Below are 23,399 nucleotides of genomic sequence, written 5' to 3' on the forward strand. Positions count from 1 at the left end.
CCCGGACCGCGTCTAGGGCTGTCTTGCGAGCCGCTTCTCCAGCAGCACCACCGCGTACGTACTGCCGTCGGCCGCCTCCTTGGACGGGTGCTCGCCCGCCACCCGGTACCCCGCGGCCTCGTAGTACGTACGCAGGCGGGGGCTCGAGGAGAGGCAGTCCAGCCGGGCGAACTCCCTCCCGGTACGGGCGATCCGCAGCTCGGCGTGGCCGAGCACCCTGCGGCCGAGGCCGGGCGGCGCGGTCCTGCGGTCGATCATCAGCCGGTGCACATAGCCGGCGACGGGCGGCTGAACGCCCCAGGCGGCCTCGTCCGACCACCACAGTTCGTACGCCGCACAGGGCCGCCCGTCCGCCTCCGCGAGCCAGACCTCGCCTGTCCTCATGCGCTCGCGGAAGTGCTCGGCGTCCTTGTCACCGGGCTTCCACTGTTCGATGGAGTTGTCCCGCATCCAGCGGGCGGCCCGGTCGTAGAGGGCCACGAGCGTGTCGGCATCGGCATCCGCCGTGTGGCGGAGCGTTATCTTCGGCGAATCGATCATGAAGGAGATTATTGCTGGCCGAACCTTCCCCGAAGGTCTGAGTCCGGGCGGCAAGCGGGGCTAGGGTGCCGATCACGACATCTCGAATGCATATGTGACGTACGGCAGTTGCGGTCGCGGGCGCAGTCACCCCGGCCGTGCTGGGCAGATCAGCCGGCGCCTGGACAAGCTGGACAAGCGCCTCGACAAGCTCGCCACCAAGAAGGAACTCGCCGCCGCGGTGCGGGCCGCCGCGGACGAGCCGGAGGGCAGGAACTGACTGACGGCGGGCTCCGGGGGTAGCCGTACCGGAGGAAGTCCCCTCCGCTGCCCGGAAGGACCGCCGCGATGCCGATCCACAGTCACCCCGCAACGGGCCGCACCGAAGTCACCCCCGAGCGGGAGCCCAGCCCACCACGGCGTCGCCGCGGGCTGCCGTGGTGGGTGAAGCTGCCCGCAGCGCTGGCGGTGATCGTGGTGCTGCTTCTGTTGGGCACCCGGCTCAGCCTGCTGCCCGGCCTCGACGACGTGTTCGGCGAGGAGACCCACGACCGCTCGGGTCCGGCTCTCCTCAAGTCCATTCAGGACATGAGCCGTTACGAGGCGGCCTCCGGCAACTTCCAGGTCGTCGTCGATCTGGAGAAGGACGCCAAGTTCCTGCCGGACGCGGTCCGTGGCACCCGGACGCTGTACGTCGGGGCCGGAACCGTCGGCGCGTATGTCGACCTCGGCCGGGCCGACGGGAAGAGCGTGACCGTCAACAAGGACCGGACCGTGGCCACCATCCGTCTGCCGCACGCCGAACTCGGCAAGCCGGCGCTGGACGCGGACCGTTCGTACGCCGTGTCCAAGCAACGGGGGCTCCTGGACCGGCTCGGTGACTTCTTCTCCGACAACCCGGCCGACGAACGAGCCGTCCACCGTCTCGCCGCACAGCACATCGGCAAGGCGGCCGAGGAGAGCGAACTCGCCACCCGCGCCGAGAAGAACACGACGAGCATGCTGCAGGGCCTGCTGCACTCGCTCGGCTTCGAGCGGGTGACCGTCACCTACGGCACGCGCTGAACCGGCATCGAGGGCGTCGCGGGCACGGAGGGTGCCGAGTGCGCCGAACGCACCGAGGGCGCGGACGGCGCTGTATGAACCGAGGGCGCGAGGGCCGCCAGCCGTTCGACGAGATCGCCGAACGGCCCGTCGGCGGGCTCCGCAGCGAGGATGTCGAGCAGCACGCCGGCCATCTCCGCGTCGTATGCCGCACTCACCGCGGCCAGCGCCGCGAAGTCGTGCACGAGTTGCAACTCCAGCTCCGCGCGCGGTATCCGGCGCCCGTCCAGCCAGATCAGGGCCGTCGACTCGGCGAGCGAGACCCAGGACCGTACGACCAGCTCCAGACGCGCGGGCGGATCCGTCACCCCCAGATGGGCCAGGATCTGCTCGTAGGCAGCCTGCCGCACCTCGTCGATCATCGCGTTCGTCGTGGACGACCCCACGGCCGGGCCACCGCGCATCAGTGCGGAAAAACCCGGACCGTGTTCGTCGACGAAGTCGAAAAACCGTCCCATGACCCGCAGCAGCCGAGCCCCGAGAGGTCCTTCGTGCGGCTCCAGGAACCGGCCCGCCAGCTCGTCGGCCGCCCGCCGCAGCGAGGCCTCGTACAGGCTGAGCTTGCCGGGAAAGTAGTGGTACACCAGAGGCCGGGAGATACCGGCGGCAGCCGCGATCTCGTCGATGGACACCTCGTCGGGGGAGCGGTGGCTGAACAACTCCAGCGCCACACCGATCAGCTGCTGCCGTCGCTCCTCCACGCCCATCCTGCGGCGCACCCCGGTTGTCATGGCGGCCAGCCTACCGACCGACTGATCAGTAGTACCCCTGCGGGGGCGAGCGCATTGGCAGCAGTCGTGGAGTCCTTCGGCGCCTCAGCGCAGTGCGCCGACCTCGGTGCCGTCCTCCAGCCGGCCGTTGAGCTCCGCCCGCGCGCCTTCCGTCGCACGTACGGCGAGCCGGTTGCCCGCGCCGCTGCCGCTCACGCCGCCCGAGGTGGTGACCGACGCGAACTGTTCGCTGCCTGCCGCCAGGACGTACCACTGCCCGCCCCGTGACTTCCACAGCACACCCGCCAGGACGCGCGGCTCACGCGTCCCGCACGCCGGTGAGTCCTCGGCGCGGGCGGCGATGGCGCCGGGCGCCGATGCCTGCACCGCCGGGGCGTGGAACTGCGCCAGCACCCGGCTGGCCGGACCCCGCCAGGTCTCGGCACGGGTGCAGAGCCACGTCGCGGTGCCGTTGGACTCGGGCAGCCGCTGCTTCGCGTACTGCCACGAGTTCACGCTGCGTACGCCGTGCGAGCGCACCGCGGGCAGCAGGCACGCGGTGCGGGCCCAGCCGGCGAGCGCGGTACCGCCCGACACGTCGCGCGGGGCGGACGGCGGGCCCGAGGTCAGCAGGGCGGGGGTGAGTTCGCCGAGGTCCGTCAGCAGGCGGGTGTCCCGGCCCGAGGCCAGCTCGAGGACATTCCAGCCCGTGCAGGCGCGGGCCTGGGCCGGGCTGGGGAAGGGGGCGGTCACGCCGTCCGCCGTGCGCTTCAGCGCGGTGGGGGCGTCGGCGGGCCGCAACAGATCCCGTACCGACGCTCCCGTCACCCAGGGGGCGGTGAGATAGCGGACATTGCCATCGGTGCGGCCCACCACCAGGGCGTTGGCCGTCGCGGCGTCGGCCCCGTCGGCGCGGGCGAAGTCGAGCGCCGCGCCACCGCCACTTGCCTCGCCCCGCCTGGGTTCCGCGTACCGCGCCACGCGCAGCCCGTCGTACAGCAGGACCACCACGGCCTGGTCGACCGCTCCCGCGAACAGCAGCTGGGGTGGGCCCGGCGGGGGACCGGCCGCGGTGCCGGGAGTGGCCGACACCTGGACCGAGGGGCCGGGCCTCGCCCACACGGCGAGCGCGCGGCGAAGCAGGGAGCGGTCGGTGGTGCGGTCGCCGCGCGCGGGCCAGACGGAGAAGTCGGTACGCGTCGAGGAGCGCCAGGCGGCCGGAGTGACGAGGGTCAGGCGGGCGGGGTCCAGGGCCTGCTGGGCGGCGGGATTACGGGCGTACGGCGGCGCGGCCGCTCCGTCCGGCCCCCAGCCCTCACCCGGCAGGCCCAACAGCGCGCCGCACACCAGCACCGCGGCGGTGGCCGCCAGCGCCGCCTTCGCGTGCTGCCTGCGCCGTATCAGGTCGGTGGGGCGGGCCTGCAGCGAACAGGGGTCGAACTCGGGGGAGTCCAGCAGCGCGGCCGAGGACCCGCCCGCCGTCATCCGGCCGGCGCCGGTGCGGCCCGGCGGCGCCTCGATGCGGCCGGCCTCGGCCAGTGCCGCCCGCGGGTCGGCCACTCCGGCGGTGGCGAGCACCCGCTCGACGTCCGCGTCCGCCAGGTGCTCCAGACCCCGCAGGGCGAACGCCGCACGGGCCGGCCCGGACACCGCGGACAGCCGCTGGTCCAGGGCGAGTTCGTCGGCGCCGCCCGAGCGCGGGAACAGGCGCAGTCCCCATACCTGGGGCAGCAGCGGCGGCAGCTGCGCCCGCTTGGGCCAGGCGCGCCGCCTGAGCGGAAGCCCGGCTTCCAGCGCGGTCTGCAGCACGCGCCGTCGTACGTACGCGTAGCAGGGATCGGCGGCGGTCCCGTCCGCCGACGGGCGTGGTACCGGGATGTCGGCCGCGGTGACCGCCGAGCGGTTGCGGGGCAACGCGCGCTGGGTGAGGGCGTGTGCGGTCAGTACCCGCCGGTTGCGGCCGAGTGTGGGCGGCAGCACCAGATAGGCGAGCCGCACCAGCCGCGGATAGTGCTCGACGAGAGCGGCCTCGGCCTGCTCGATATCGACGGGGCCGGGTGGGGTGCGGGTGAGGGCATCCTGTGAGGGCACGTTCAGCAAAACGAGCGAATCGTCGGATGGTCACCTCGGCATCCGGGGGGCGCGCGATCCCGCAATTCGCGCCCCACGGGCGTGGCGCTCGGGGCACGATGGCCAGATGCGCAAGTACTCCCAGATAGCAGCTGCCGCGGCGGTTCTGGCCCTCACGCTGGTGACGGGCTGCAGCTCGGACGGCAAGAGTGACGACAAGGCCGCGAAGGAAGCGCCGGAGACGGCCACCGGCAGCCTGGAACAGCTGGCGGCGAAGACGGACTGCAAGCCGAACATCCAGACGGATGCGGCGGAACTGCGGCAGGCCAACTGCAAGACGAAGGACGGCAGCTGGGTGCTCGCCACGTTCAGCACGGACCGGGGTCAGCGGGAGTGGCTGAACAGCGCCAAGGACTACGGCGGTGAGTACCTGGTGGGGCGCAAGTGGGTCGCCGTCGGCGAACCGGATGTGGTCAAGACGCTGCGCGGCCGGCTCGGGGGGACGGTGGAGTCGGGCTCGGACCACTCGGGGAGCAGTGGCAGTGGGGGGGACGAGTCCGGGCACTCCGGTCACCACGGGAGCTGACCGCGCAGGCCGAAAGCGGAGGGCGGCGGCCACCGCCGCCCTCCGCCGGTCAGTGGCTCAGGTGCACTTGCGGCCTCCGTTGATGCAGGAGACCACCTTCTTCATCAGGTTGTCGTCGAAGACGTTGATGAAGTCACCGTGGTCCGTGATGGGCTTGTGCAGCTGCTCCGGGAAGGAGTCGACCGCGAATCCCGGACCGGGCGGTACGTCGTAGACAATGCGCTGCTGAAGCTGCGGAATCGCCTTGAACCCGTTCTGGCACCGGCCGTTTCCGTCCGCGAATGCCACATGCGTCCGGTGATTGGCGCTGTCGGTGTTCTGGCCGTCCCAGCAGCTCTGGAACTTGAAGGTCCGTACTACCTTGCTGCCCTCGGGGCAGATCGGATACTTGTCCTTCAGCTGCCGGTTCTCGAACCCGGTGCAGCTCCACGACGCGTTCGCGTTCGCGTCACCGTTGGTGAACGCCTTGGCGTCACCGGTGATGATCCGGAGGAAACGTGGCATGGCGACGACCTTTGCGGCCGGGCTGCCGACGAACTTCAAAGTGACCTGGTCCGGTGTCTGAATCTCACCGATATTCTGGTCCTTGCCGCCACCGTCGGCATTTACGTCGGCCTCGTCCTGGCCGTTCTGCAGTCGAAGGACAGGCCAGTAGTACGTGGACTTGTCGCCCTGGTTGCGGCAGGTGGTCTCACCGGCGGCCAGGTCGTCGTCGCTCGCGAAGGCGTCATTGGCCTGGTTGCCGACGTAATCGTGCATGTGGTGCGCGCCATTGCTCACACCAGGCGCGACGATGACGTTGTCCGGGTTGAACTTTCCATTCTCATTCACGCCGCAATTGGTGGTGAAGGTACCCCTGGATGCGTTGCGCTTCTTCTGGGGCACCTGGACGTTCGGCTGGACGGTCGTGATGTCGACAAAGTCGTCGGGACTGGGCCCGTTGCCCTGTTGCTGCTGGTCATCACCCTGATCGCCGTTCTCGTTGCCGGCGTCTCCGCCGTCCTGGCCGGCGTCCTGGCCCTGGTTCTGGCCCTGGTCCTGGCCGTTGTCCTGACCCTGACCGTTGTCCTGGTTCTGGCCCTCTTCGGCGCGCAGGGTGCAGGGTGCCATTCCCTCGAGGTTGCCCGGCTGCTGACCGGAACGGCCGATGGCGACGGCTATGCGATCGATTGATGCGCGACGCTTGTCCTCCAGCGGATCGAGAATGGCGTTCTTTCCGAGGTTCGGGTCCCTTTCGATCTCCTCCTTCTGGTCCGCGAACTGCTTGTAGGCGTCAGTGATCTGAGTGTCGATTGCCGCCAGTTCGCGGTCGACTTCACCGCGAGACTGCTGAGGCACATCAGGCAGCCCATTCGCGACCTCCGGACAGTCGATGGTGGAAACCTGCTGCCCCGCGTTCTCGCCCTGGAGCGTGCGGTTGCCGCCGCCGCCCCACTTGCCCTCTCCTGCGGAGGCGTAGACATTGGCCGCGACCAGTCCACCTCCGCCCAGAATCAAAGCAGCTGAGGCGGCTATTGCCCGGTTTGCCAGTGTTGATCGTTTGCGCGATGCGTGTCCCATGGAACTCCTCTGCTTCGATGCCGGGGTAGGGGGACGCCCGGCAGGGGAGAAGCGCGACGTTCCATACGGATCGGCGTCACGGCCTGTTCAAGCTAATTGCGAGTTCGTACTAAACTCCATCCGCAAACCGGGCGATGTACCGCGTACCGGCGGGCGCGGGAACGGAAAACCGCCGGATACCTGGTGTGTGCCCGGCGGTTATGAGATTCCCGGATGTGCCGAAATGTGCCGGCGGGCTGCCGTCGTGCCGGGCCGGCCCCCAACCGCCGCGCCCGGCGCGTCGGTCCCGGCGGACATTCCGCCCCTGGCCTCCCGCCACCCCCGCGGGGATGGCACCATGTGCCCACCATGACGGATGCCCGGTCGCCGATGCGCGCCACACGGGCCGCGGTATTCGCGGCGGTGTGTGTAGCACTGGCCGCGATGGGTCATTCGTACATGTCCGCGCATGACATCCCGATCAGCTCGCTTCTGGTCGTATTCGCCGTGACCGGCACTGTCGCCTGGCTTGCCGGAGGACAGCGACGTGGCGTCCCCTCCATCGGTACGGGACTGGTCGCAGCCCAAGGTGCCCTGCATCTGGTCTTCGGCGCGGCGCGGCCGCATCCGGATACGCACGCCGTGCGGCACGCCCACACGGGCATGGCCGGCGAGACACTCACCACGGGCGCCGTGGACCATGGCACCGCCGGGATGCTCGGCGCCCATCTCCTCGCTGCCCTCGTCTGCGCGTTGTGGCTGGCTCGTGGCGAGGCCGCCGTGTTCCGGCTGGCCCGCACGCTCGGCACGCTCTCCTTCGCCCCGCTGCGGCTCCTGCTCGCGTCAGTGCGGCTCCGCGTGCCGGAGGCTCCGCACCCCGGACTCCCCCCGGCCCGGCCGCCGCACCGCATCCACGGCGTACTGCTCGCGCACGCACTCTCCCGACGGGGGCCCCCTTCCCGGGTGTTCAGCCGCGCCACGGCCTCCGGCCGTATCACTGCCGCCTAGCAACCCGCGGCGTGACCTGGGGGCCGATTCCCCATGTCTACGCCGACTCCTAGGACACCCATGGCCATCGACGACCCCGTCAAGGGGACAGAAGAAACCACCGCACCCACCGCGACGGCAGCCCAGGAAGGGCGCCCGTCGACGTGGAGCGCCCTGCGCCCCCTCGTGCTGCGCATACACTTCTACGCGGGCGTGCTCATCGCCCCACTCCTCCTGGTCGCCGCCGTGAGCGGGCTGCTGTACGCCCTCTCCTTCCAGGCGGAGAAGATCATCTACAGCCATGAGCTGGAGGTGCCGGTCGGTGACGCGGCCAAGCCTCTCGACGCCCAGATCGCGGCCGCCCGCGCCGCCCACCCCGAGGGCACGGTGACCGCGGTCTGGCCGTCGGCCGAGGACGGCGCCACCACCCGCGTGCTGCTGACCACTCCCGAGGTCGAGGAGGGCAAGTCCCTCGCCGTCTTCGTCAACCCGTACACCGCCGAGGTAAGGGGCGAGCTCACCAGCTACGGCAGCTCGGGCGCCCTCCCGCTGCGCACCTGGCTCGACGAGCTGCACCGCGATCTGCGGCTCGGTGAAACGGGCCGCCACTACAGCGAACTGGCCGCCAGCTGGCTGTGGGTGGTGGCCCTCGGCGGGCTGCTGCTCTGGGCCGGCCGCAAGCGGTCCGGGAAGCGGGCCCTGATCGCGCCCGAGCGCGGCGCCAGCGGCCGCCGCAGGACGCTGTCCTGGCACGGCTCGGTCGGCCTGTGGGCGGTCATCGGACTGGTGTTGCTCTCCGCCACCGGACTGACCTGGTCCCGGTACGCCGGCGAGAACATCGGCAAGGTCCAGGACCAGCTCGGCGGCGCCAGCCCGGTGGTCTCGGCTGCCCTCGACGGAGGCAACGGAGGCGGTGAACACGCGGGCCACGGCAGTGGCTCGGGCGGAGGAGCCCACCAGGGCCAGGACGTCGGCGCCGACAAAGCGCTCGAGGCGGCCCGCGCCGCCGGTATCGACGGGCCCGAGATATCGGTGATCCTGCCGAGCGAGGGCAACGGATATGTCGTCAAGGAGACGGACAAGCAGTTCCCGGTCCACTTGGACTCGGTAGCGGTCGACCCGGCCGACGGCACGGTGATGGATGAACTGCGCTTCGCCGACTACCCCTTGCTCGCCAAGCTGACCCGCTACGGGATCGACGCCCACATGGGTGCCTTCCTGGGCCTGGCCAACCAGCTGGCACTGGCGGCTCTCGCCCTCGCTCTGATCCTGCTCATCGTCTGGGGCTACCGGATGTGGTGGCTGCGCAGGCCGACGAAGGAGCGCAGGCTGAGCGCGGGCCGGCCGATGCCTCGAGGCGCCTGGCGCCGCGTGCCGCTCCCCGTACTGCTGCCCCTCGTGGCAGCGACCGCGCTGATCGGCTGGTTCGTCCCGCTGCTCGGGATCAGCCTGCTGGCCTTCCTGGCCTTCGACGTGGTGCTGGGGCTGGTCGCCCGCAGCCGGGCCGGCGAAGCGGCCTGACCGCGCGCACGACGAGGCCCCCGGGACGCGTGTTCCGGGGGCCCTGTGGTCGAGTGACGCGAAATATGGTGGGATCCGCTGAGCCGGGGCCGGGTCAGGGCGTGTACTTGTAGCCGACGCGCCGCACGGTCTGAATCGTGCCCCGGTGCTCGGCACCCAGCTTGCGGCGCAGCCGGGCGATGTGGACGTCGACGGTGCGGCCGTCTCCCACGTGCCCGTAACCCCACACGGTGGTCACCAGCTGGTCGCGGCTGTGCACCCGCTGAGGGTGCGCCACCAGGTGGGCGAGGAGCTCGAATTCGAGGTACGTCAGGTCCAGCACCTGCCCGTCGACCTCGGCGGTGCGCTGGGCCGGGTCGATCCGTACGCGATCGTCACCGGTCGTGACCGCCTCCACGGCGGGGGCGGACGCGACGAGCGACGGCGGGTGCTGATCGGCCGGTACGAGCACCAGGTACCCGATCATGGGCGGCCGGCCCGGGAGGCTGGGAACGGAGTGCTGCGGCGCCGGCAGCCAGGTGGCACCCGGCGGCAGGAAGTCCGCGACATGGATCACCTCGTCGCGGTCGACGGCACGCAGTCGGTGGCGGTTCTGGTTGACGGGCGGAGCGCCGGGGGTGGCGGTCGCAGCGGAGAAGGAACGGGTGTTCGCCATGAGAGGTCAGCTCTTTCACGCGGAGAGTCGTCGACAGGAGACGTACGTCATGCGCGCTGGCCGAAGACCGGTGAGGTGTTAGAGGGCCGGCGCAGTCGTCGCGCGGCAACACACCCGGTCGAAATCGTGATGCTGACGGGAAGGCCAGAACGGCTCGAGGTCGCTGCGACCTGTCGCGATGTGCTGGTAGCTGGCCATGACCCTATTGAAGCAGATGTAACGCTGCCGCAGCAGAGCCCTCTCACAGGCCGATACGGAACCTTGGCGCCCCGGCCGGACGGAGCCACCGCCTCAACCCGACGGCCGTTTGCACCACTCCAGCCCGATGACCGTTGTCGCGGCGTCCGGCGATCCGTTCCACTCTGCCGGCACTGACAACGGGGCGGGCGCCCACCGTGACCGGTGGGCGCCCGCCCCGAGTTGCCTCAAATCCGGATCAGACCTGGTCGGCCTTCTCCAGGGCGCTGCAGCAGGTGTCGACGATCAGCCGCGTGACCACGTACGGGTCGACGTTCGCGTTCGGGCGGCGATCCTCGATGTAGCCCTTGCCGTCCTGCTCGACCTGCCACGGGATACGGACCGAGGCGCCGCGGTCCGAGACACCGTAGCTGTACTCGTTCCACGGGGCGGTCTCGTGCAGGCCCGTCAGCCGGTCATCGATGCCCGCGCCGTAGTTCTTGACGTGGTCCAGCGGCTTGGAGCCCTCGCCCAGCGACTCGCACGCGGTGATGATCGCGCCGTAGCCCTCGCGCATCGCCTTCGTGGAGAAGTTGGTGTGCGCGCCCGCGCCGTTCCAGTCGCCCTTCACCGGCTTCGGGTCGAGCGTCGCCGACACGTTGAAGTCCTCGGCGGTGCGGTAGAGCAGCCAGCGCGCGATCCACAGCTGGTCCGCGACCTCCAGCGGAGCCAGCGGGCCGACCTGGAACTCCCACTGGCCGGGCATGACCTCCGCGTTGATGCCGGAAATGCCCAGACCCGCCTCGAGGCAGTGGTCGAGGTGCTTCTCGACGATCTCGCGGCCGAAGATCTCGTCCGAGCCGACACCGCAGTAGTAGCCACCCTGCGCGGCCGGGAAGCCGTTGACCGGGAAGCCGAGCGGGCGGGTGCCGTCGAAGAAGGTGTACTCCTGCTCGATGCCGAAGACCGGCTCCTGGGCCGCGAACTGCTCGGCGACCGGACGGAGCAGCGCGCGCGTGTTGGACTCGTGCGGCGTCATGTCGATGTTCAGGACCTCGCACAGCACGAGGACGTTGTCACCGCCGCGGATCGGGTCCGGACAGGAGAAGACCGGCTTCAGTACGCGGTCGGAGGCGTGACCCTCGGCCTGGTTCGTGCTGGACCCGTCGAAGCCCCAGATGGGGAGCTCGGCGCCGACGGCCAGTATCTTCGTCTTCGAGCGAAGCTTCGCCGTCGGCTCGGTGCCGTCGATCCAGATGTACTCAGCCTTGAAGGTCACGGGCTTCATCCTTAGTGCGTCGCTTCGGGCGCAGTCATTGCGGGTGCTGCGGTGCAGCGTGCCAACACGCGATTTCCCGTCCGTTGCCCGAATGTGAACCCCGTGTTACCGAGGTTTCGGCCGAGGCAGACTGGGTGGGTGATGACTTCGTACGATACGAACCCTCTGCGCATCGGGCTCCTCGGCACCGGCCCGTGGGCAGCCCGCACCCACGCGCCCGCCCTCGCCGCCCACCCGGCGGTTCACTTCACGGGCGTGTGGGGCCGTCGCCCCGAGGCTGCGGGTGCGCTCGCCCGGACGTACGGCGTGAAGGTGTACGAAAGCGCCGACGCCCTGTTCGCCGACTGCGACGCCGTGGCGTTCGCGCTGCCGCCGGACGTACAGACGGCAATGGCCGTACCCGCGGCCGCCGCCGGGTGTCATCTGCTGCTGGACAAACCGGTCGCGACAACGGTGGCGGGGGCCCGCGAGGCCGCCGACACAGCGGATCGGGCAGCCGTGGCCTCGGTCGTCTTCTTCACTCTGCGCTTCGCCACGCCCTCGGCGGGCTGGATCGCGGAACAGGCTGCGGCGGAGGGCTGGTTCACCGCACGCGCGCAGTGGCTCGGCGCGCTCTACTCGCCCGGCACGACCAGCCCGTACGCCGACTCGCCGTGGCGCCGGGAAAGGGGCGGGCTGTGGGACGTCGGCCCGCACGTGTTGTCCGTACTCATGCCGGTGCTCGGCGACGTGACGAGGGTGACGGCCGCGGGCGGGCCGGCCGACACCGCCCATCTCGTACTGCGGCATGCCTCGGGCGCGTCCAGCACCGCGACGTTGGGGCTGGGCGCACCGGTCCGGGCGACCGGCGTGGGCATCGAGCTCCGGGGTGAGCGGGGGGTGGCGGTGCTGCCGGAGTGGAGCGACGTACCCGGAGCCTTCGGCCGCGCGGTCGACGCCCTTCTGGAATCGGTCCGCACGGGTGTGCCGCATCCCTGCGATCTCCGTTTCGGACTGCGGGTCACGGAGATCCTGGCGGAAGCGGAAGCGGAGATGAAGGCGCAGGGGTAGGCGGAGTTGAAGGCGCGGGCTCAGGTGCGGGCGAAGGCCGGGAAGAGATGCGCCGGCGCGGCACAGCCGCGGCCGGCGCTGAGCCGGCGACCGGCCAGGAGGGCTGTCGGCGTCCGCGGTTAGTCTTCGATCAGAACCGCGAGACCCGCCGGAGGGCCCGATGACGCGCACCACACCACCACGCCCGGTCGACGTGGAGGCGCTCTTCCCCGAGGTCGTGCCCTACCGCCGCGAGGCGGTACGGCTGCACCCGCGGGCCGGTTCCCCCGGCGTGCGGGACAGTTCGGTGGGCGGACCGCTGCTGTGGCCGGCCGGGGAGCCCTGGCCGTACTGCGTGTCGGAGCATCTGCCGGTCGCCTTCGACGTCCCGGCGGACGGCGCCGTCCCGCTCGTGCCGGTACTGCAGCTGTACGCGGCGGACATACCAGGCGTGCTGGACGTGCCGTTCCCGTCGGACTGTGACGTCCTGCAGGTCCTGTGGTGCCCGTTCGAGCACGAGCCGCACTACGCCCCCGAGCCGCGGCTGCACTGGCGCGCCTCGACGTACGACGGGCCGATACTGAGCGGTCCGCCGCTGCCCGCCGGTGCCCCTGACGACCATGTGCCCGACCCGTGCGTACTGCACCCCGAGCGGATCGTGGAGTACCCGAGCCGGGACCTGCCGGAGCCGCTGTGGGAGGCGCTGCGCGAGCGCTTCGACGAACTCGAGCGGCAGACGGGCCTGAAGTACGACTCGCACCTCGCCGTGGCCGACGGCATCAAGACCGGCGGCTATCCGAGCTGGACGCAGGGCCCCGACTGGCCGGACTGTGCGCAGTGCGGCCGGAGCATGGACCATCTGCTGACCGTCGGGAGCGTCGAGTTCGACGGCGTGGGCTGGCGGACCTGGCTGCCGGAGGAGGACCGCCCCGCGTCCGGGACGGTCCTCGATCTTCCGTACGAGGAGCGGATGAGCCTGCAGTGCGCGCCCGGCCTGATGCTCGGGGACATGGGCGGGATCTACATGTTCGTCTGCCCGCACTGTCCCCGAAGGCCGATCGCGTACCGCTTCGACTGCTCCTGAACGCCCTGTCCGGCCTCGCACACGCCGATCCGGCCCGGTGCCCGGACCTCGGCCTAGCCGACCCGCTCGATCCGTGCCTTGCGGATCAGGAACTTGCCCGGCTCGCGGACCTGCTCGAAGGCCGCGTTGTTCAGCAGCGCGCAGCTTCCGGAGACCGAAGTGACCTGTACCGTTGTGGACTTGTTGTTGTCCAGGTTGGTGACCTTCAGTGTGGTGCCCACGGGGAACTGGTTGCTGGACGCGGCGGGCGCGCCGCCCTCGCCGGAGAGCGTGACGGTCGATCCCGCGCAGACGACTTCGCCGGCAGCTCCGCCCGCGTTCCCCCCGGCGGACGGAGCCGCCTCGGCGGGCGGGGCGGCCTCGGCGGGCGGGGCGGCCTCGGCCGGCGGTGCCGCCTCACCCGGGTTCGCGGGCTGCTGCGCCGGCGGCTGCTCCGGTGCAGGTGCGGCCTCGCCGCCGCCCTCGCCGACCTCGCATCCGGAGGCAGCCTGCTTGCGCTTGATCTCCGCGATGACGTCCTGCCGGTTGGCGATCCTGGCGTCCGACAGGGCGTCCGGGTTGGCGCGCTGTCCGGCGATGAAGCTCTCGTTGTTGCGCAGTGCCGTGGCCAGGCCGTCGCAAGCCACCGAGGCCTGACTTGTCCCGGTCATGACAATCGCTGTTCCGCCGGCCAGCGCCGCGGCGCTGATCAGCAGTACGACCTTCTTCTTGCGGCTGAGGGTCTTCTTACGCGACACGCGTGACTCCCTGTCCCCGGCCCATGAACCCCGGCCGGCTTCGATCCGTGTGCCGTTACGTACGAGTAGGAATCCCGTTCGTCTCAACCGTCACTGAAATAACTTCGTTACCACTTACCGGGGTTCACTGGCGCCGGGATCCGGCCGAGTACATCCAGGGCTTCGGTGAAGGCGTGGTCGCGCGACGCCGCACACCTCACCAGCCCGTCGCGCACCGCCGACATGGCCGCCGGATGCCGCGTCAGCAGACCGTCCGCACCTTCTTGGGCAGGGCGGCCCCGGATCCGTTCGCACACCCCGGGCGCGCGCAGGTACTCCGCCGGAGCGCGCCGCAACTCGGGCCGCCCGTGGCGCGTTCCGTCGGCACCTCAGCGCGAAAGCGCGTCCCGTACCGCCTCCTCCGTACGCCCCACCACCGCGCTGCCGTCGTCCGCCGTGATGATGGGCCGCTGGATCAGCTTCGGGTGCGCCGACAGCGCCGCGATCCAGCGGTCTCGCGCGTCGGCCTCGCGCGGCCAGTCCCACAGGCCGAGCTCCTTCGCGGCCGGCTCCTGGGTCCGGGTGATGTCCCAGGGTTCGAGTCCGAGCCGGTCGAGCACCGCTCGGATCTCGTCCTCGGACGGCACGTCTTCGAGGTAGCGGCGGACGGTGTATTCGGCCCCCTCCGCATCAAGCAGATGAACGGCGCTGCGGCACTTGGAACACGCGGGATTGATCCAGATCTCCATGCGGCCGCACGATACCGCCAACACCGCTCGGGCAGTCGTGAAGTGCCCTCTGGCCAGCGGCTTTTGTCAGTGCCGGGCAGTAGAATCGAGGTAGTTCGACAGAGTCCGACACCGCTCCCCAGGAGGCTGCCGATGGCCGCTGCCGCACTCGCGACGAAACCCCAGCACCAGCCCCCGCACGCCCCGCAGAAGAAGCCACTGCCGGCCGGACGGCCGCGCGCGTGGTACGAAACCCACAACCGCCGCCTCAAGGCCATGCGGCTGGCGATAGCCCTGCTCGACACCGGCGTCTACCACCCGGACATGGCACCGAACCGCAAGATCCGGAGCACGGCGGCCGGGATCGGGATCCACCCGCCGTCCGACCTCACCTGCGCGATGGTCCGTGCCCTGATCCGGTACGGCCGCTGAGCATCGCTGTGGCCCGCCCCCGTACGCCGGTCGGCGGGCCACAGTGAACGGTGGGTCACACAGAGGCAGCACGTCGCCTGTTGTTCGTCTGCAGTTTGCCGGGACCGTGCCCGGCTCGGCCAGTATCTGTGCCCGGACCGGGTGTTGTGGCCGGCCGACTCCGCAGGCGCTCAGAAGGAAGACTCGACGGTGCAGCTTCGACGCAGTAACAGGTCCCGTTTGCCGGCCTCGCGTGTGTCGGGTGTGATCGCGACGGCAGCCATGCTGCTCCTCACCTCGTGCGGGTTGGCCGACGAGGGTCCTGCGGCGGACAGTGACGCCCAGGGCAGGCAGCCCGTCGCCTCAGCCATCGACTGCGCCCCCCAGGGCAAAGTGCTCGGTTCGGGTTCCACCGCTCAGCAGAACGCGATGAAGCAGTGGATCAAGCAGTACGAACGGGCTTGCAAGGGCGTCCGGATCGCGTACTGGGGCCAGGGCTCCGGGGCGGGCGTAGCCCAGTTCCTGTTGGGCGAAACGGCGTTCGGCGGTTCCGACAGTGCGCTGAAGCCGAGCCAGGCCGACCAGTCCAAGCGGGTCTGCCCGGGCGGCCGTGCCATCGACCTGCCGATGGTCGGGGGCACCATCGCGATCGGTTACCACCTCTCCGGTGTGGACGACCTGGTACTCGACGCTCCGACGCTGGCAAGGATCTTCGACTCGGAGATCACCCGCTGGGACGACCCGGCGATCAAGGAGCTCAACCCGGGCGCCGCGCTGCCCGCCCTTCCCATCCATGCTGTGCACCGCTCGGACGACTCCGGTACGACGCAGAACCTCAACGCCTATCTGGCAGGTGCGGCGCCGGAGCAGTGGCCGTACCCGAAGGAGAAGACCTGGCAGGGCAAGGGCGGCCAGGCCGCAAGCGGTTCGGACGGAGTCGCGTCGGAGGTGGAGGGCAACGACGGCGCAATCGGCTACGTCGAGCTTTCCTTCGCCGCCGCTCGCGACATCAGTACCGTCCGGATCGACACGGGCGCCGCCGAACCGGTGGCCGCCACCGTACAGACCGCATCGGCCGGCATCGGATCGGCCGAGGTGGTCGGTACCGACGGGGACCTGGCGCTGAAGCTCGACTACGCGACCAAGGCCGAGGGCGCCTACCCGATCGTCCTGGTCACGTACGAAATCGTCTGCAACCGGGGGAACAAGCCCGAGACACTCCCGGCCCTGAAGTCCTTCCTCGCGTATACGGCGAGCACGGAGGGCCAGCAGGCACTGTCCGAGATCCACTACGCGCCGCTGCCCGCCGGTATCGCCGCCAAGGTCCGTGACGTCATACCGACTCTGGCGTGACGCGGCGGGTGTGTCTCCCCTCTGGGCGGGTGTGTCTCCCCTCTGAACGCCCCACCGAACGCCCCGCCGCGACCCCGGTGTTGTTCCACGTCGCTTCACGCCGTACCCGCGGCAGGCTGTTCCCACCGCGTGCCGCCCGGGCCGTCCCCGGCGAGGTCGGCGAGGGAGGCGCGGGCAGACCGTCGCCGCCCCGCCCATTGGGATTGGGGCTGCACCAGGTGCCGGAGGCGTAGATCACAGCGCGGGCGAGCAGGCGCTCCTCGGTCCCGTCCGATTAGACCTATGTCAACATAGACGTATGTCGAACAACCCGGTGCTGCCGCTGCTCGAACCCGAGGTGTCCCCGTGCTGCCCGCCGCTGACCGAGCGACCCCTGACGGCCGAGGAGGCCGAGCGGACCGCCGCGATGTTCAAGGCGCTCGGCGATCCTGTGCGGCTGCGCCTGTTCTCGGCTGTCGCCTCCCACGAGGGAGGCGAGGCGTGCGTCTGTGACATCTCGGACGTCGGCGTCTCCCAGCCGACGGTGTCGCACCACCTGAAGAAGCTCCGCGAGGCGGGCCTGCTCAGCTCCGAGCGCCGCGGGACGTGGGTGTACTACCGGGTCGAGCCGTCCGTACTGGCCGCCATGGGGCACGTCCTGGGCCGGTACGCCGACTGATCGGTAGGCGCGGGCGTAGGCAGGTCTCGTGGCCGCGGCGGCTCGCCGTCGTCGGAGCGGCCGCAGCATCCGGCCTTCGGTCCAGGCATCGGACCGGAGGCCGCGGACGCGCGGGCTACTTCCACTCGTAGATCTTGGACGTGACCTTTCCTGCTTCGTCGGTGTCGTACTCGAACACGGCGGCCGTCCCTGCGAGCCTGGCGAACTTGGCGGCTGCGGTCTCGTAGTAGATGGCACCGCGCCAGCTCACTCCGCCGGCGTCGGTGAAGTGCCCGACGCCCTGACCGTGCCAGGCGACGGTGTCTCCGTCCTGGGCCATGACGATCCCCTGGCCGTCCCCGAAGAGCGTGCCGTCGGACCGCATGAACGACTCGTACGTCCCCATGTCCTTGACCGCGGTGTCCAGCAGGGTTCCCGCCGCCTGGAACGAGACTTCCATCGCGGGGTGGCCGCCGTCCGTGGGCAGGACCCGCATTCCGGGCCGGAAGCGCACCTGGGAGCCATTTCGACGGAGACTCGGGCCGCGGTGGACCGGCGTGGTGGAGGGCAATGTGATCGCTGGGAACGTGGCGCCAACGCCCACCGAACAGCGTTGGCGACCACGTCGAGGGCCCCGTGGGGGACGGAGCTCTGCGTGATCGCCGAGCAGGTGGACGGCTGGAAGATCGTTGCCGGTCAGAACACCGCCGTCGATGCCCCGCCCGCTTGATGCCGCGCAGCTCTGACTGATCCGCGACTCCAGGCCTCGAGTCGCGGAAACGGCCGCCGGCCGTGCTTTCCGGTGAGGGAAGAGCACGGCCGACGGCCGACGAGACGGTCCGGGCGAGCGGAATCCCGCTGGGCCCGGGGCGTTCCTAGATGTCGAAGTACAGCTCGAACTCGTACAGCCCTTCCGTCACCTGCTACGGGAGGGCTGTAGCGCGTTGACCTGCATGTTTTAGCGTTGGTCGGCGATGGGTGGCGACGGTCGTTATCGACTGTCCTGCGGACTGTCTGCGGACTGGGGTCCGTCACTGTCTGCAGCCTCAGCCTTGACGATGCGCCGCACCTGCTGGCGGGTGTACCCGGTCGCCTCACAGATGTCCTTCTGCGGGACGTCGTCGCCGTCTGCCTGCCGGATCGCCGCGGCCAGCTCCTGTCGCAGGATCTCGGTCCTGACCTCGGACTCTCTGAACCGTCGGGCCAGGTGCTCCAGGGATCGCTTATCCATGGCACATAGTGTTCCATCCAGTTTCATGGAACATGACGTTACCGATGATCCACCAAAAAGCCCAGGCCCTACGCGTTGACAATGGAACACGATGTTCCCTACGGTGGGGTCAAGCCACCGCAGAACGCGGAACGGCCCCGGCCGGTGGTTGCACACCGAGCCGAGGCCTAGGTATCGACCCTGATGAGAGGGACCGAACCATGTCCAACACCGTACCGACCTTCGTCAAGCAGCCGCTGCTCGGCATCCCGTCGCAGCCGTCCCCGCAGACGCAGGCGAGGCAGCACCCGGACACCGAGAAGCCGCGCACCTGGTCGTTCATCAGCAACGTCGACGGCAAGCTGGTGACGGTCACCTGCATGCAGGGCTGCGTCATGGACCACAGCACCGACATCGAGACGCCGACGCACCCGGACGACATCTGGTGCCAGGCCACCAGCCGGTCCGTGTTCCTCCCGGTCAACGACTCGGGCGAGGCCGAGGAGGTTCGGGTCCTGGGCTGGACCCTGAACACGCGGCCGTTCGACCGGAAGCTGAGCCAGCGCCTGCCGCACGCCTGCGTCGAGGTGATGGAAGACGCGTGGATCGAAGACCTGGACCCGGACTCGTTCGAGGCGGTCATAGACGCGCTCGAGGAGCGGGTGACCACGATGCGCGCCGCGCACGCCGAGCTGCTCCGCATCCGGGCCGAGTACAAGGCGCGGGCGTGAAGACGCCCCGCACCGTCACGGTGCAGACCATCGACCACGGGCCGGTCACGATCCCCGAGCCCGAGTGGTGCCGCGGTGAGCACCCGGCGGGATGGGAGCGGTCGGCCATCGTCCACTACGGCGCGGACCTGCCGGCCTCGGTTCCCGTACCGGGCGGCCGCGCGGGTACTGCTGCGGCCTCGCTCGTACAGCGGCCGTTCGACGACGACACGCGGACGCTGGTGGAGGTCGAGCTCGACCAGCATTACGCGTTTGACGCGGCCGGCCTCGACCTGGTGGCCGCCGCCCTGGTCGAGCACGCCTCGGTGCTGCGCCACCTGGCCCGCGAGCTCCCGTTCCTGCAGCTGGACGGAGCGCCCCGGTGAGCGTCGCCCTGGTGCGCCGGCCGACCGAGGAGGCCGCGTTAACCGCGGCCTCCTCGGTCGCCCCGGCGGCTTCCCCCGATTCACGTGATCCTTGCCGACCTGCTCGCCGCCAACCGGCTGGGCGACAGGCACGGCGTCAACTTGGCCGCGCACCTGGCTGCGCGCGTAGCCCTCGGAGAGGTGGGCGAGTGATGGGCACGTCCTACAACCCGCTGTACGACCCGGAGAGGGACGGGCACCCGGTCGTCCTGACGCTGCCCCGGGCCATCGAACGAGCCCGCAAGGTCCTCGACGAGAAGGCGCAGGCGAACATCCACGACCGGGACGAGATGATCCGCGCCGCCACCGGCCTCGACTGCGTCCTCCGCGACCTGCTCGCCGCTTTCGACAAGGAGAGCGGCCGATGAAGAACTTCGACCCGTCGCGTGCGCTGGCCATCGCGGCCGGGCTGGTCATCATTGCGCTGACCGTTGCGGCGTTCTGGCTGTCGTATGCGCACCTGGCTGAGGTTGCCCTCGGGCACGGCCTGGAGCAGGCCCCGGTGCGGGCGTGGGCATGGCCGGCCACCCTGGACCTGTTCATCGTCGCGGGTGAGCTGCTGATGCTGCGCTCGGCACTGGCCCGCCGTGTCGACCTGTGGGCGATCGGCCTGACCGTCGTCGGCTCGGGCGGCTCGATCGCGCTGAACGTGGCGGGAGTCGGCTCGGCTGCTGACCCGCTCGACTACGTGGTGGCCGCCGTGCCGCCCACGGCCGCGCTGCTGGCGTTCGGTGCGCTGATGCGGCAGATCCACCAGGCCATCGCCGGTCACGCCGAGCAGCCCCCGGTGACCGCCCCGGTGACCGTTGAGCGGGCCGACGAGGACGTGACTCAATTTGAGTCACCTGCCGCTGAGGTGGTCAATTGTTCACCACCTCAGCCGGTCATCGAGCTGCCCGCTGCGGGCCCGGTGTGGGACGACTTCCTGACCATCGACAAGGCCAGCAAGGTGACCGCTGCTGTACCGGCTGAGACCCCCCGGCAGGTGGTCACCGAGGTGGTCACCATCACCCCGGCTGAGCTGCGGCGACGGGCCCGCACCTATCACCAGCAGGTGGTAAGCACGAGCGGTCGCGGGGCGACCATCAAGATGCTGCAGGACGAGTTCGGAATCTCCCGCCGGGAGGCGACCGACCTGCGCCGCGAGCTTGCGGGTGAGCGGTCATGAGCGACATCGAGAAGGCCGCCCGCGAGGCGGTCGACGCGGCAGCGAACAGTGAGCAGCTGGCGCTCATTGCCGCGATCCTCCAGGCCCAGCAGCTCACCCAGCAGGTGTCCGGAAACCAGACACCTGCGCCCGTACAGCAGTCCTCGGGCGGTACGGCGAAGTGGGTCGGCATCGGCATCGGCGGGTCCATCTTCATGGTCTCCCTGGCCGTGTCCGCGGTCGCCGTGGCTATCTCCGCGGTCGCCCTGACCGTATGCCTGCTGGTGCTGCGTTCCGTCTGGCAGGACATGCAGAAGGGCGGCAAGTGATGGCACAGGACTCGCCGCTGACCGCGGCCGAGAAGGCCCGTATCGCCTGGCTCGCGGCCCGCATGTGCAAGCGCTCCGTGGCCAGCGAGACCGTCTACATGGGCGACCTCGAGAAGAAGGTCGACCGCATCCTCGACGGCGCCCGCAAGCGCGCCAAGAAGACCAAGTAACGCCACGGGGCGGCCGTCAGCCGGCAAGCAAGTCGGCCGCCCCGGGCCTCCCGATCCCTCAGCGAGAGACAGGAATCTTCATCATGACGGACACCACGATTCGCCCGGTCAACGGCGCTCCGGTAGCCGCGCCGCCGACCGTGCCCATGTACAGGCAGCCGCCGACCGGCCGACTCGAGGACGCCCACGACGGCGACCAGGAGCAGCGCCTACCGGTCGACAACCCGCAGCTGCCCGCGCCCGGGGTGACCAGCGAGAAGCGGCGCCCGATCGTCGCCGGCTGGATGCGCAACAGGGCCGACTTCCTGGCCACTGCCCGGCACTCGGGTGCGAACGTTGGGTACGCCGCCCTGTTCCACGGGGTACGCCTGCCGCTGTACGCCTCCCGGCTGACCGGGATGGCGCCGCGCGGGGCATGCAGGTTCATCGCCACGACCGGCCGGTGGGTGTGGGACCGCGAGGCCGCGCCGCTGCGTGATGCTGCCGTCCGCGGCGAGGACATCGAGGAGTACATGCGGCTGGCGAAGCTGCGGGCCGGCCGGGTACGCCTGCGCGGCCTGGTCACCCTGGTGGCCGCCGTGTTCGGCCTCGGCTTCAGCCTGTGGCTGTACGTCGTCGCCCCGGCCTTCCTGTATGCGTTCGCGGTCGGCGGCGTGCTGCTGCTCGGTGTGGCCGGGCAGGAGAAGGACGCGCCCGTGATCGGCCCGGCGGTGCTGAAGACCGAGGTGCAGAAGCTGACCGGCTCCATCGTGCTGCGCGGCCTGGACGCCATCGGCAACGCCCGCATCTCCGCCGCGGTAAAGAAGGGCGGCGACATGAACGGGATGCGCTTCACCTCGGAGATCGTGCGCGACGGGCCCGGGTACCGGGCCGACCTGGACCTGCCGTATGGCGTGACGCCCGAGGACATCATGGAAGCCCGCAAGCCGCTCGCGTCGGGCCTGCGCCGCAAGCTCGGCTGCGTCTGGCCGGCGCCGGACCCCGACGAGCATGAGGGCCGGCTGATCCTGTGGGTCGGGGACAGGCCGATGAATGAGACGAGCAAACCGGCGTGGCCGCTGCTGAAGGATGGCAGCGTGGACCTGTTCCGGCCGGTCGTGTTCGGCAACGACCAGCGCATGCGCGAGATGGCCGTCACCCTGATGTTCGCCTCGGTCGTCGTCGGCTCCATCCCCAGGATGGGGAAAACCTTCCTGATGCGGCTGCTGCTGCTCATCGCCGCCCTCGATCCGCGGGCCGAGCTGCACGCCTTCGACTTCAAGGGCACCGGCGACTTCAAGGCCCTCGAGCCGGTGTGCCACCGGTACAGGGCGGGCGAGGACCCCGAGGACATCGAGTACGTCGTGCAGGCCCTGCGTGAATTGAAGGCCGAGCTGCGGCGCCGGGCCAAGGTCATCAAGTCGCTGCCGAGCAGCATCTGCCCGGAGTCGAAGGTGACCAGCGCCCTGGCCAACGACAAGCGGTACGGGCTGCACCCGATCGTCGCCGGGTTCGACGAGTGCCAGGTGCCGTTCGAGGACGAGAAGTACGGGGCCGAGATCGAGTCCATCTGCACTGACCTGGTCAAACGCGGCCCGGCCCTCGGCATCGTGGCCATGTTCGGCACGCAGCGCCCCGACGCGAAGTCCCTGCCGCCGGGCATCTCCGCCAACGCGGTCCTGCGGTTCTGCCTGAAGGTCATGGGCCACACCGCCAATGACATGGTTCTCGGCACCGGCGCCTACAAGGCCGGCATCCGGGCCACCATGTTCAGCCGGTCCGACCGCGGTATCTGCTGGATGTCCGGCGAGGGCGACGACCCGCGCATCGTCGCCTCGGCGTTCGTCGACGCCCCGGCGGCCGAGCAAGTCGCGGCCCGCGCCCGGCAGCTGCGCGAGGAGTACGGCAACGTCACCGGCCACGCCATCGGCCAGGGCCCCGCCGAGACCGCCGGCATGGACGTCCTCGGCGACGTGCTGAAGGTGCTGCCCGCGGACGAGAAGGCCGTGTGGTGCGAGCGGATCGCGCAGCGTCTGGCCGAGCTGCGGCCGGACGTGTACGGCGGCTGGAAGGGCGAGAACGTCACCACGGCACTGAAGCCGTGGGGCATCAAGACCGGCCAGGTGTGGGGCCAGACCGACGACGGTGAAGGCGCCAACCGGCGCGGCATCACCCGGGCCGAGGTCGCCGCGGCCATCACCCGCCGTGACGCCGACAGGGTCGCCGGCTGAGCCGCGCAGAGCCGCTAGACCTAGCACCCGCTCCTGCTAGGTCTAGCAGGCCCGCTAGCACCCAATCCGGGCCGTGAGCAGGCACCTAGCGTC

General features: G+C 70.3%; 27 protein-coding genes. 17 read left to right on the forward strand and 10 right to left on the reverse strand.

Features of this window, described 5'->3' with window-relative positions:
* Positions 1–12: 12 nt before the first annotated feature.
* Positions 13–540, reverse strand: a complete 528-nt coding sequence (locus AB0M62_RS11695; RefSeq protein ID WP_366073964.1) for an N-acetyltransferase — start codon at positions 538–540, stop codon at positions 13–15.
* A 94-nt stretch (positions 541–634) separates the two neighbouring features.
* Here AB0M62_RS11695 and AB0M62_RS11700 point away from each other — a divergent pair, with 94 nt between their 5' ends.
* Together AB0M62_RS11700 and AB0M62_RS11705 are read left to right on the forward strand one after the other, a co-directional pair.
* On the forward strand, positions 635–799 hold the full coding sequence (locus AB0M62_RS11700; RefSeq protein ID WP_366073965.1) for a hypothetical protein: 165 nt from the start codon (positions 635–637) through the stop codon (positions 797–799).
* A gap of 68 nt (positions 800–867) precedes the next feature.
* Positions 868–1,584, forward strand: a complete 717-nt coding sequence (locus tag AB0M62_RS11705; RefSeq protein WP_366073966.1) for a DUF4230 domain-containing protein — start codon at positions 868–870, stop codon at positions 1,582–1,584.
* On the opposite strand, the gene AB0M62_RS11710 is transcribed toward AB0M62_RS11705, so the two are convergent.
* Positions 1,569–2,354, reverse strand: a complete 786-nt coding sequence (locus AB0M62_RS11710) for a TetR/AcrR family transcriptional regulator (protein WP_366073967.1) — start codon at positions 2,352–2,354, stop codon at positions 1,569–1,571. The genes AB0M62_RS11705 and AB0M62_RS11710 overlap by 16 nt on opposite strands.
* Before the next feature lie 84 nt (positions 2,355–2,438).
* Positions 2,439–4,433 (reverse strand): hypothetical protein, encoded by a 1,995-nt coding sequence (locus AB0M62_RS11715; protein WP_366073968.1) that lies wholly within the window; start codon positions 4,431–4,433, stop codon positions 2,439–2,441.
* Positions 4,434–4,530: 97 nt separating this feature from the next.
* On the opposite strand from AB0M62_RS11715, the gene AB0M62_RS11720 reads away from it, so the two are divergent.
* Positions 4,531–4,989, forward strand: coding sequence for a hypothetical protein (locus AB0M62_RS11720; protein WP_366073969.1), 459 nt, complete (start codon positions 4,531–4,533; stop codon positions 4,987–4,989).
* Positions 4,990–5,046: 57 nt separating this feature from the next.
* Here AB0M62_RS11720 and AB0M62_RS11725 read toward each other — a convergent pair whose 3' ends face one another.
* Positions 5,047–6,549, reverse strand: coding sequence for a DUF1996 domain-containing protein (locus tag AB0M62_RS11725; RefSeq protein WP_366073970.1), 1,503 nt, complete (start codon positions 6,547–6,549; stop codon positions 5,047–5,049).
* 438 nt (positions 6,550–6,987) lie between these two features.
* Here AB0M62_RS11725 and AB0M62_RS11730 point away from each other — a divergent pair, with 438 nt between their 5' ends.
* Together AB0M62_RS11730 and AB0M62_RS11735 are read left to right on the forward strand one after the other, a co-directional pair.
* Positions 6,988–7,536 (forward strand): hypothetical protein, encoded by a 549-nt coding sequence (locus AB0M62_RS11730; RefSeq protein WP_366073972.1) that lies wholly within the window; start codon positions 6,988–6,990, stop codon positions 7,534–7,536.
* A gap of 60 nt (positions 7,537–7,596) precedes the next feature.
* Positions 7,597–9,036, forward strand: coding sequence for a PepSY domain-containing protein (locus AB0M62_RS11735; protein WP_366073973.1), 1,440 nt, complete (start codon positions 7,597–7,599; stop codon positions 9,034–9,036).
* A gap of 94 nt (positions 9,037–9,130) precedes the next feature.
* Here the strand turns inward: AB0M62_RS11735 and AB0M62_RS11740 are convergent, their stop codons facing one another.
* Both AB0M62_RS11740 and glnII read right to left on the reverse strand, forming a co-directional pair.
* Complete coding sequence (locus tag AB0M62_RS11740) at positions 9,131–9,691, reverse strand: winged helix-turn-helix domain-containing protein (protein WP_366073974.1); 561 nt, start codon at positions 9,689–9,691, stop codon at positions 9,131–9,133.
* 436 nt (positions 9,692–10,127) lie between these two features.
* Entirely contained in the window at positions 10,128–11,147 is a 1,020-nt protein-coding gene (gene glnII, locus AB0M62_RS11745; RefSeq protein WP_366073975.1) for a glutamine synthetase, read from the reverse strand.
* Positions 11,148–11,288: 141 nt separating this feature from the next.
* Between glnII and AB0M62_RS11750 the strand changes: the two genes are divergently transcribed.
* Both AB0M62_RS11750 and AB0M62_RS11755 read left to right on the forward strand, forming a co-directional pair.
* Complete coding sequence (locus AB0M62_RS11750; RefSeq protein WP_366073976.1) at positions 11,289–12,197, forward strand: Gfo/Idh/MocA family oxidoreductase; 909 nt, start codon at positions 11,289–11,291, stop codon at positions 12,195–12,197.
* Between the two features lie 160 nt (positions 12,198–12,357).
* On the forward strand, positions 12,358–13,260 hold the full coding sequence (locus AB0M62_RS11755; RefSeq protein WP_366073977.1) for a DUF1963 domain-containing protein: 903 nt from the start codon (positions 12,358–12,360) through the stop codon (positions 13,258–13,260).
* A gap of 53 nt (positions 13,261–13,313) precedes the next feature.
* On the opposite strand, the gene AB0M62_RS11760 is transcribed toward AB0M62_RS11755, so the two are convergent.
* Together AB0M62_RS11760 and AB0M62_RS11765 are read right to left on the reverse strand one after the other, a co-directional pair.
* Entirely contained in the window at positions 13,314–13,997 is a 684-nt protein-coding gene (locus AB0M62_RS11760) for a hypothetical protein (RefSeq protein ID WP_366073978.1), read from the reverse strand.
* Positions 13,998–14,365: 368 nt separating this feature from the next.
* A complete protein-coding gene (locus AB0M62_RS11765; protein ID WP_366073979.1) occupies positions 14,366–14,725 on the reverse strand; it encodes an arsenate reductase family protein in 360 nt (119 codons plus the stop codon).
* Positions 14,726–14,857: 132 nt separating this feature from the next.
* Here AB0M62_RS11765 and AB0M62_RS11770 point away from each other — a divergent pair, with 132 nt between their 5' ends.
* The 3 genes from AB0M62_RS11770 to AB0M62_RS11780 all read left to right on the forward strand — a co-directional run bounded on the left by AB0M62_RS11770 (position 14,858) and on the right by AB0M62_RS11780 (position 17,126).
* The gene (locus AB0M62_RS11770) at positions 14,858–15,136 is read left to right on the forward strand and encodes a hypothetical protein (protein ID WP_366073980.1); all 279 of its coding nucleotides are present in this window, start codon (positions 14,858–14,860) and stop codon (positions 15,134–15,136) included.
* A gap of 219 nt (positions 15,137–15,355) precedes the next feature.
* The gene (gene pstS, locus AB0M62_RS11775; RefSeq protein ID WP_366073981.1) at positions 15,356–16,468 is read left to right on the forward strand and encodes a phosphate ABC transporter substrate-binding protein PstS; all 1,113 of its coding nucleotides are present in this window, start codon (positions 15,356–15,358) and stop codon (positions 16,466–16,468) included.
* A gap of 298 nt (positions 16,469–16,766) precedes the next feature.
* Positions 16,767–17,126 carry a metalloregulator ArsR/SmtB family transcription factor gene (locus AB0M62_RS11780; RefSeq protein ID WP_366073982.1) on the forward strand — a complete coding sequence of 120 codons (360 nt, stop codon included), beginning with the start codon at positions 16,767–16,769 and terminating at the stop codon, positions 17,124–17,126.
* A 115-nt stretch (positions 17,127–17,241) separates the two neighbouring features.
* Here the strand turns inward: AB0M62_RS11780 and AB0M62_RS11785 are convergent, their stop codons facing one another.
* Together AB0M62_RS11785 and AB0M62_RS11790 are read right to left on the reverse strand one after the other, a co-directional pair.
* The gene (locus AB0M62_RS11785; protein ID WP_366073983.1) at positions 17,242–17,619 is read right to left on the reverse strand and encodes a hypothetical protein; all 378 of its coding nucleotides are present in this window, start codon (positions 17,617–17,619) and stop codon (positions 17,242–17,244) included.
* 477 nt (positions 17,620–18,096) lie between these two features.
* Positions 18,097–18,336, reverse strand: coding sequence for a hypothetical protein (locus tag AB0M62_RS11790; protein ID WP_366073984.1), 240 nt, complete (start codon positions 18,334–18,336; stop codon positions 18,097–18,099).
* A gap of 200 nt (positions 18,337–18,536) precedes the next feature.
* Here AB0M62_RS11790 and AB0M62_RS11795 point away from each other — a divergent pair, with 200 nt between their 5' ends.
* From AB0M62_RS11795 to AB0M62_RS11825, 7 genes are all read left to right on the forward strand, one after another.
* Positions 18,537–19,046 (forward strand): hypothetical protein, encoded by a 510-nt coding sequence (locus AB0M62_RS11795; RefSeq protein ID WP_366073985.1) that lies wholly within the window; start codon positions 18,537–18,539, stop codon positions 19,044–19,046.
* Complete coding sequence (locus tag AB0M62_RS11800) at positions 19,043–19,411, forward strand: hypothetical protein (protein ID WP_366073986.1); 369 nt, start codon at positions 19,043–19,045, stop codon at positions 19,409–19,411. The genes AB0M62_RS11795 and AB0M62_RS11800 overlap by 4 nt, the downstream gene beginning before the upstream one ends.
* A gap of 191 nt (positions 19,412–19,602) precedes the next feature.
* On the forward strand, positions 19,603–19,818 hold the full coding sequence (locus AB0M62_RS11805) for a hypothetical protein (RefSeq protein WP_366073987.1): 216 nt from the start codon (positions 19,603–19,605) through the stop codon (positions 19,816–19,818).
* Positions 19,815–20,618 (forward strand): DUF2637 domain-containing protein, encoded by an 804-nt coding sequence (locus AB0M62_RS11810; protein ID WP_366073988.1) that lies wholly within the window; start codon positions 19,815–19,817, stop codon positions 20,616–20,618. The genes AB0M62_RS11805 and AB0M62_RS11810 overlap by 4 nt, the downstream gene beginning before the upstream one ends.
* Positions 20,615–20,926: a hypothetical protein gene (locus tag AB0M62_RS11815; protein ID WP_366073989.1), complete on the forward strand. Its 312-nt coding sequence runs from the start codon at positions 20,615–20,617 to the stop codon at positions 20,924–20,926. Before AB0M62_RS11810 ends, AB0M62_RS11815 begins: the two co-directional genes overlap by 4 nt.
* Positions 20,926–21,096 (forward strand): DUF6257 family protein, encoded by a 171-nt coding sequence (locus tag AB0M62_RS11820; RefSeq protein WP_366073990.1) that lies wholly within the window; start codon positions 20,926–20,928, stop codon positions 21,094–21,096. The genes AB0M62_RS11815 and AB0M62_RS11820 overlap by 1 nt, the downstream gene beginning before the upstream one ends.
* Positions 21,097–21,179: 83 nt before the next feature.
* A complete protein-coding gene (locus AB0M62_RS11825; RefSeq protein ID WP_366073991.1) occupies positions 21,180–23,306 on the forward strand; it encodes a cell division protein FtsK in 2,127 nt (708 codons plus the stop codon).
* Positions 23,307–23,399: the final 93 nt, after the last annotated feature.

It is taken from the genome of Streptomyces sp. NPDC051219 (assembly GCF_040682335.1).
GTDB lineage: Bacteria > Actinomycetota > Actinomycetes > Streptomycetales > Streptomycetaceae > Streptomyces.

Coding starts and splice junctions, on each gene's coding strand:
- AB0M62_RS11695 (WP_366073964.1), bottom strand. CDS start 540: ATGATCGATTCGCCGAAGATAACGCTCCGCCACACGGCGGATGCCGAT.
- AB0M62_RS11705 (WP_366073966.1), top strand. CDS start 868: ATGCCGATCCACAGTCACCCCGCAACGGGCCGCACCGAAGTCACCCCC.
- AB0M62_RS11710 (WP_366073967.1), bottom strand. CDS start 2,354: ATGACAACCGGGGTGCGCCGCAGGATGGGCGTGGAGGAGCGACGGCAG.
- AB0M62_RS11720 (WP_366073969.1), top strand. CDS start 4,531: ATGCGCAAGTACTCCCAGATAGCAGCTGCCGCGGCGGTTCTGGCCCTC.
- AB0M62_RS11725 (WP_366073970.1), bottom strand. CDS start 6,549: ATGGGACACGCATCGCGCAAACGATCAACACTGGCAAACCGGGCAATA.
- AB0M62_RS11730 (WP_366073972.1), top strand. CDS start 6,988: ATGTCCGCGCATGACATCCCGATCAGCTCGCTTCTGGTCGTATTCGCC.
- AB0M62_RS11735 (WP_366073973.1), top strand. CDS start 7,597: ATGGCCATCGACGACCCCGTCAAGGGGACAGAAGAAACCACCGCACCC.
- AB0M62_RS11740 (WP_366073974.1), bottom strand. CDS start 9,691: ATGGCGAACACCCGTTCCTTCTCCGCTGCGACCGCCACCCCCGGCGCT.
- AB0M62_RS11750 (WP_366073976.1), top strand. CDS start 11,289: ATGACTTCGTACGATACGAACCCTCTGCGCATCGGGCTCCTCGGCACC.
- AB0M62_RS11755 (WP_366073977.1), top strand. CDS start 12,358: ATGACGCGCACCACACCACCACGCCCGGTCGACGTGGAGGCGCTCTTC.
- AB0M62_RS11765 (WP_366073979.1), bottom strand. CDS start 14,725: ATGGAGATCTGGATCAATCCCGCGTGTTCCAAGTGCCGCAGCGCCGTT.
- AB0M62_RS11770 (WP_366073980.1), top strand. CDS start 14,858: ATGGCCGCTGCCGCACTCGCGACGAAACCCCAGCACCAGCCCCCGCAC.
- AB0M62_RS11780 (WP_366073982.1), top strand. CDS start 16,767: ATGTCGAACAACCCGGTGCTGCCGCTGCTCGAACCCGAGGTGTCCCCG.
- AB0M62_RS11790 (WP_366073984.1), bottom strand. CDS start 18,336: ATGGATAAGCGATCCCTGGAGCACCTGGCCCGACGGTTCAGAGAGTCC.
- AB0M62_RS11795 (WP_366073985.1), top strand. CDS start 18,537: ATGTCCAACACCGTACCGACCTTCGTCAAGCAGCCGCTGCTCGGCATC.
- AB0M62_RS11805 (WP_366073987.1), top strand. CDS start 19,603: ATGGGCACGTCCTACAACCCGCTGTACGACCCGGAGAGGGACGGGCAC.
- AB0M62_RS11810 (WP_366073988.1), top strand. CDS start 19,815: ATGAAGAACTTCGACCCGTCGCGTGCGCTGGCCATCGCGGCCGGGCTG.
- AB0M62_RS11815 (WP_366073989.1), top strand. CDS start 20,615: ATGAGCGACATCGAGAAGGCCGCCCGCGAGGCGGTCGACGCGGCAGCG.
- AB0M62_RS11820 (WP_366073990.1), top strand. CDS start 20,926: ATGGCACAGGACTCGCCGCTGACCGCGGCCGAGAAGGCCCGTATCGCC.
- AB0M62_RS11825 (WP_366073991.1), top strand. CDS start 21,180: ATGACGGACACCACGATTCGCCCGGTCAACGGCGCTCCGGTAGCCGCG.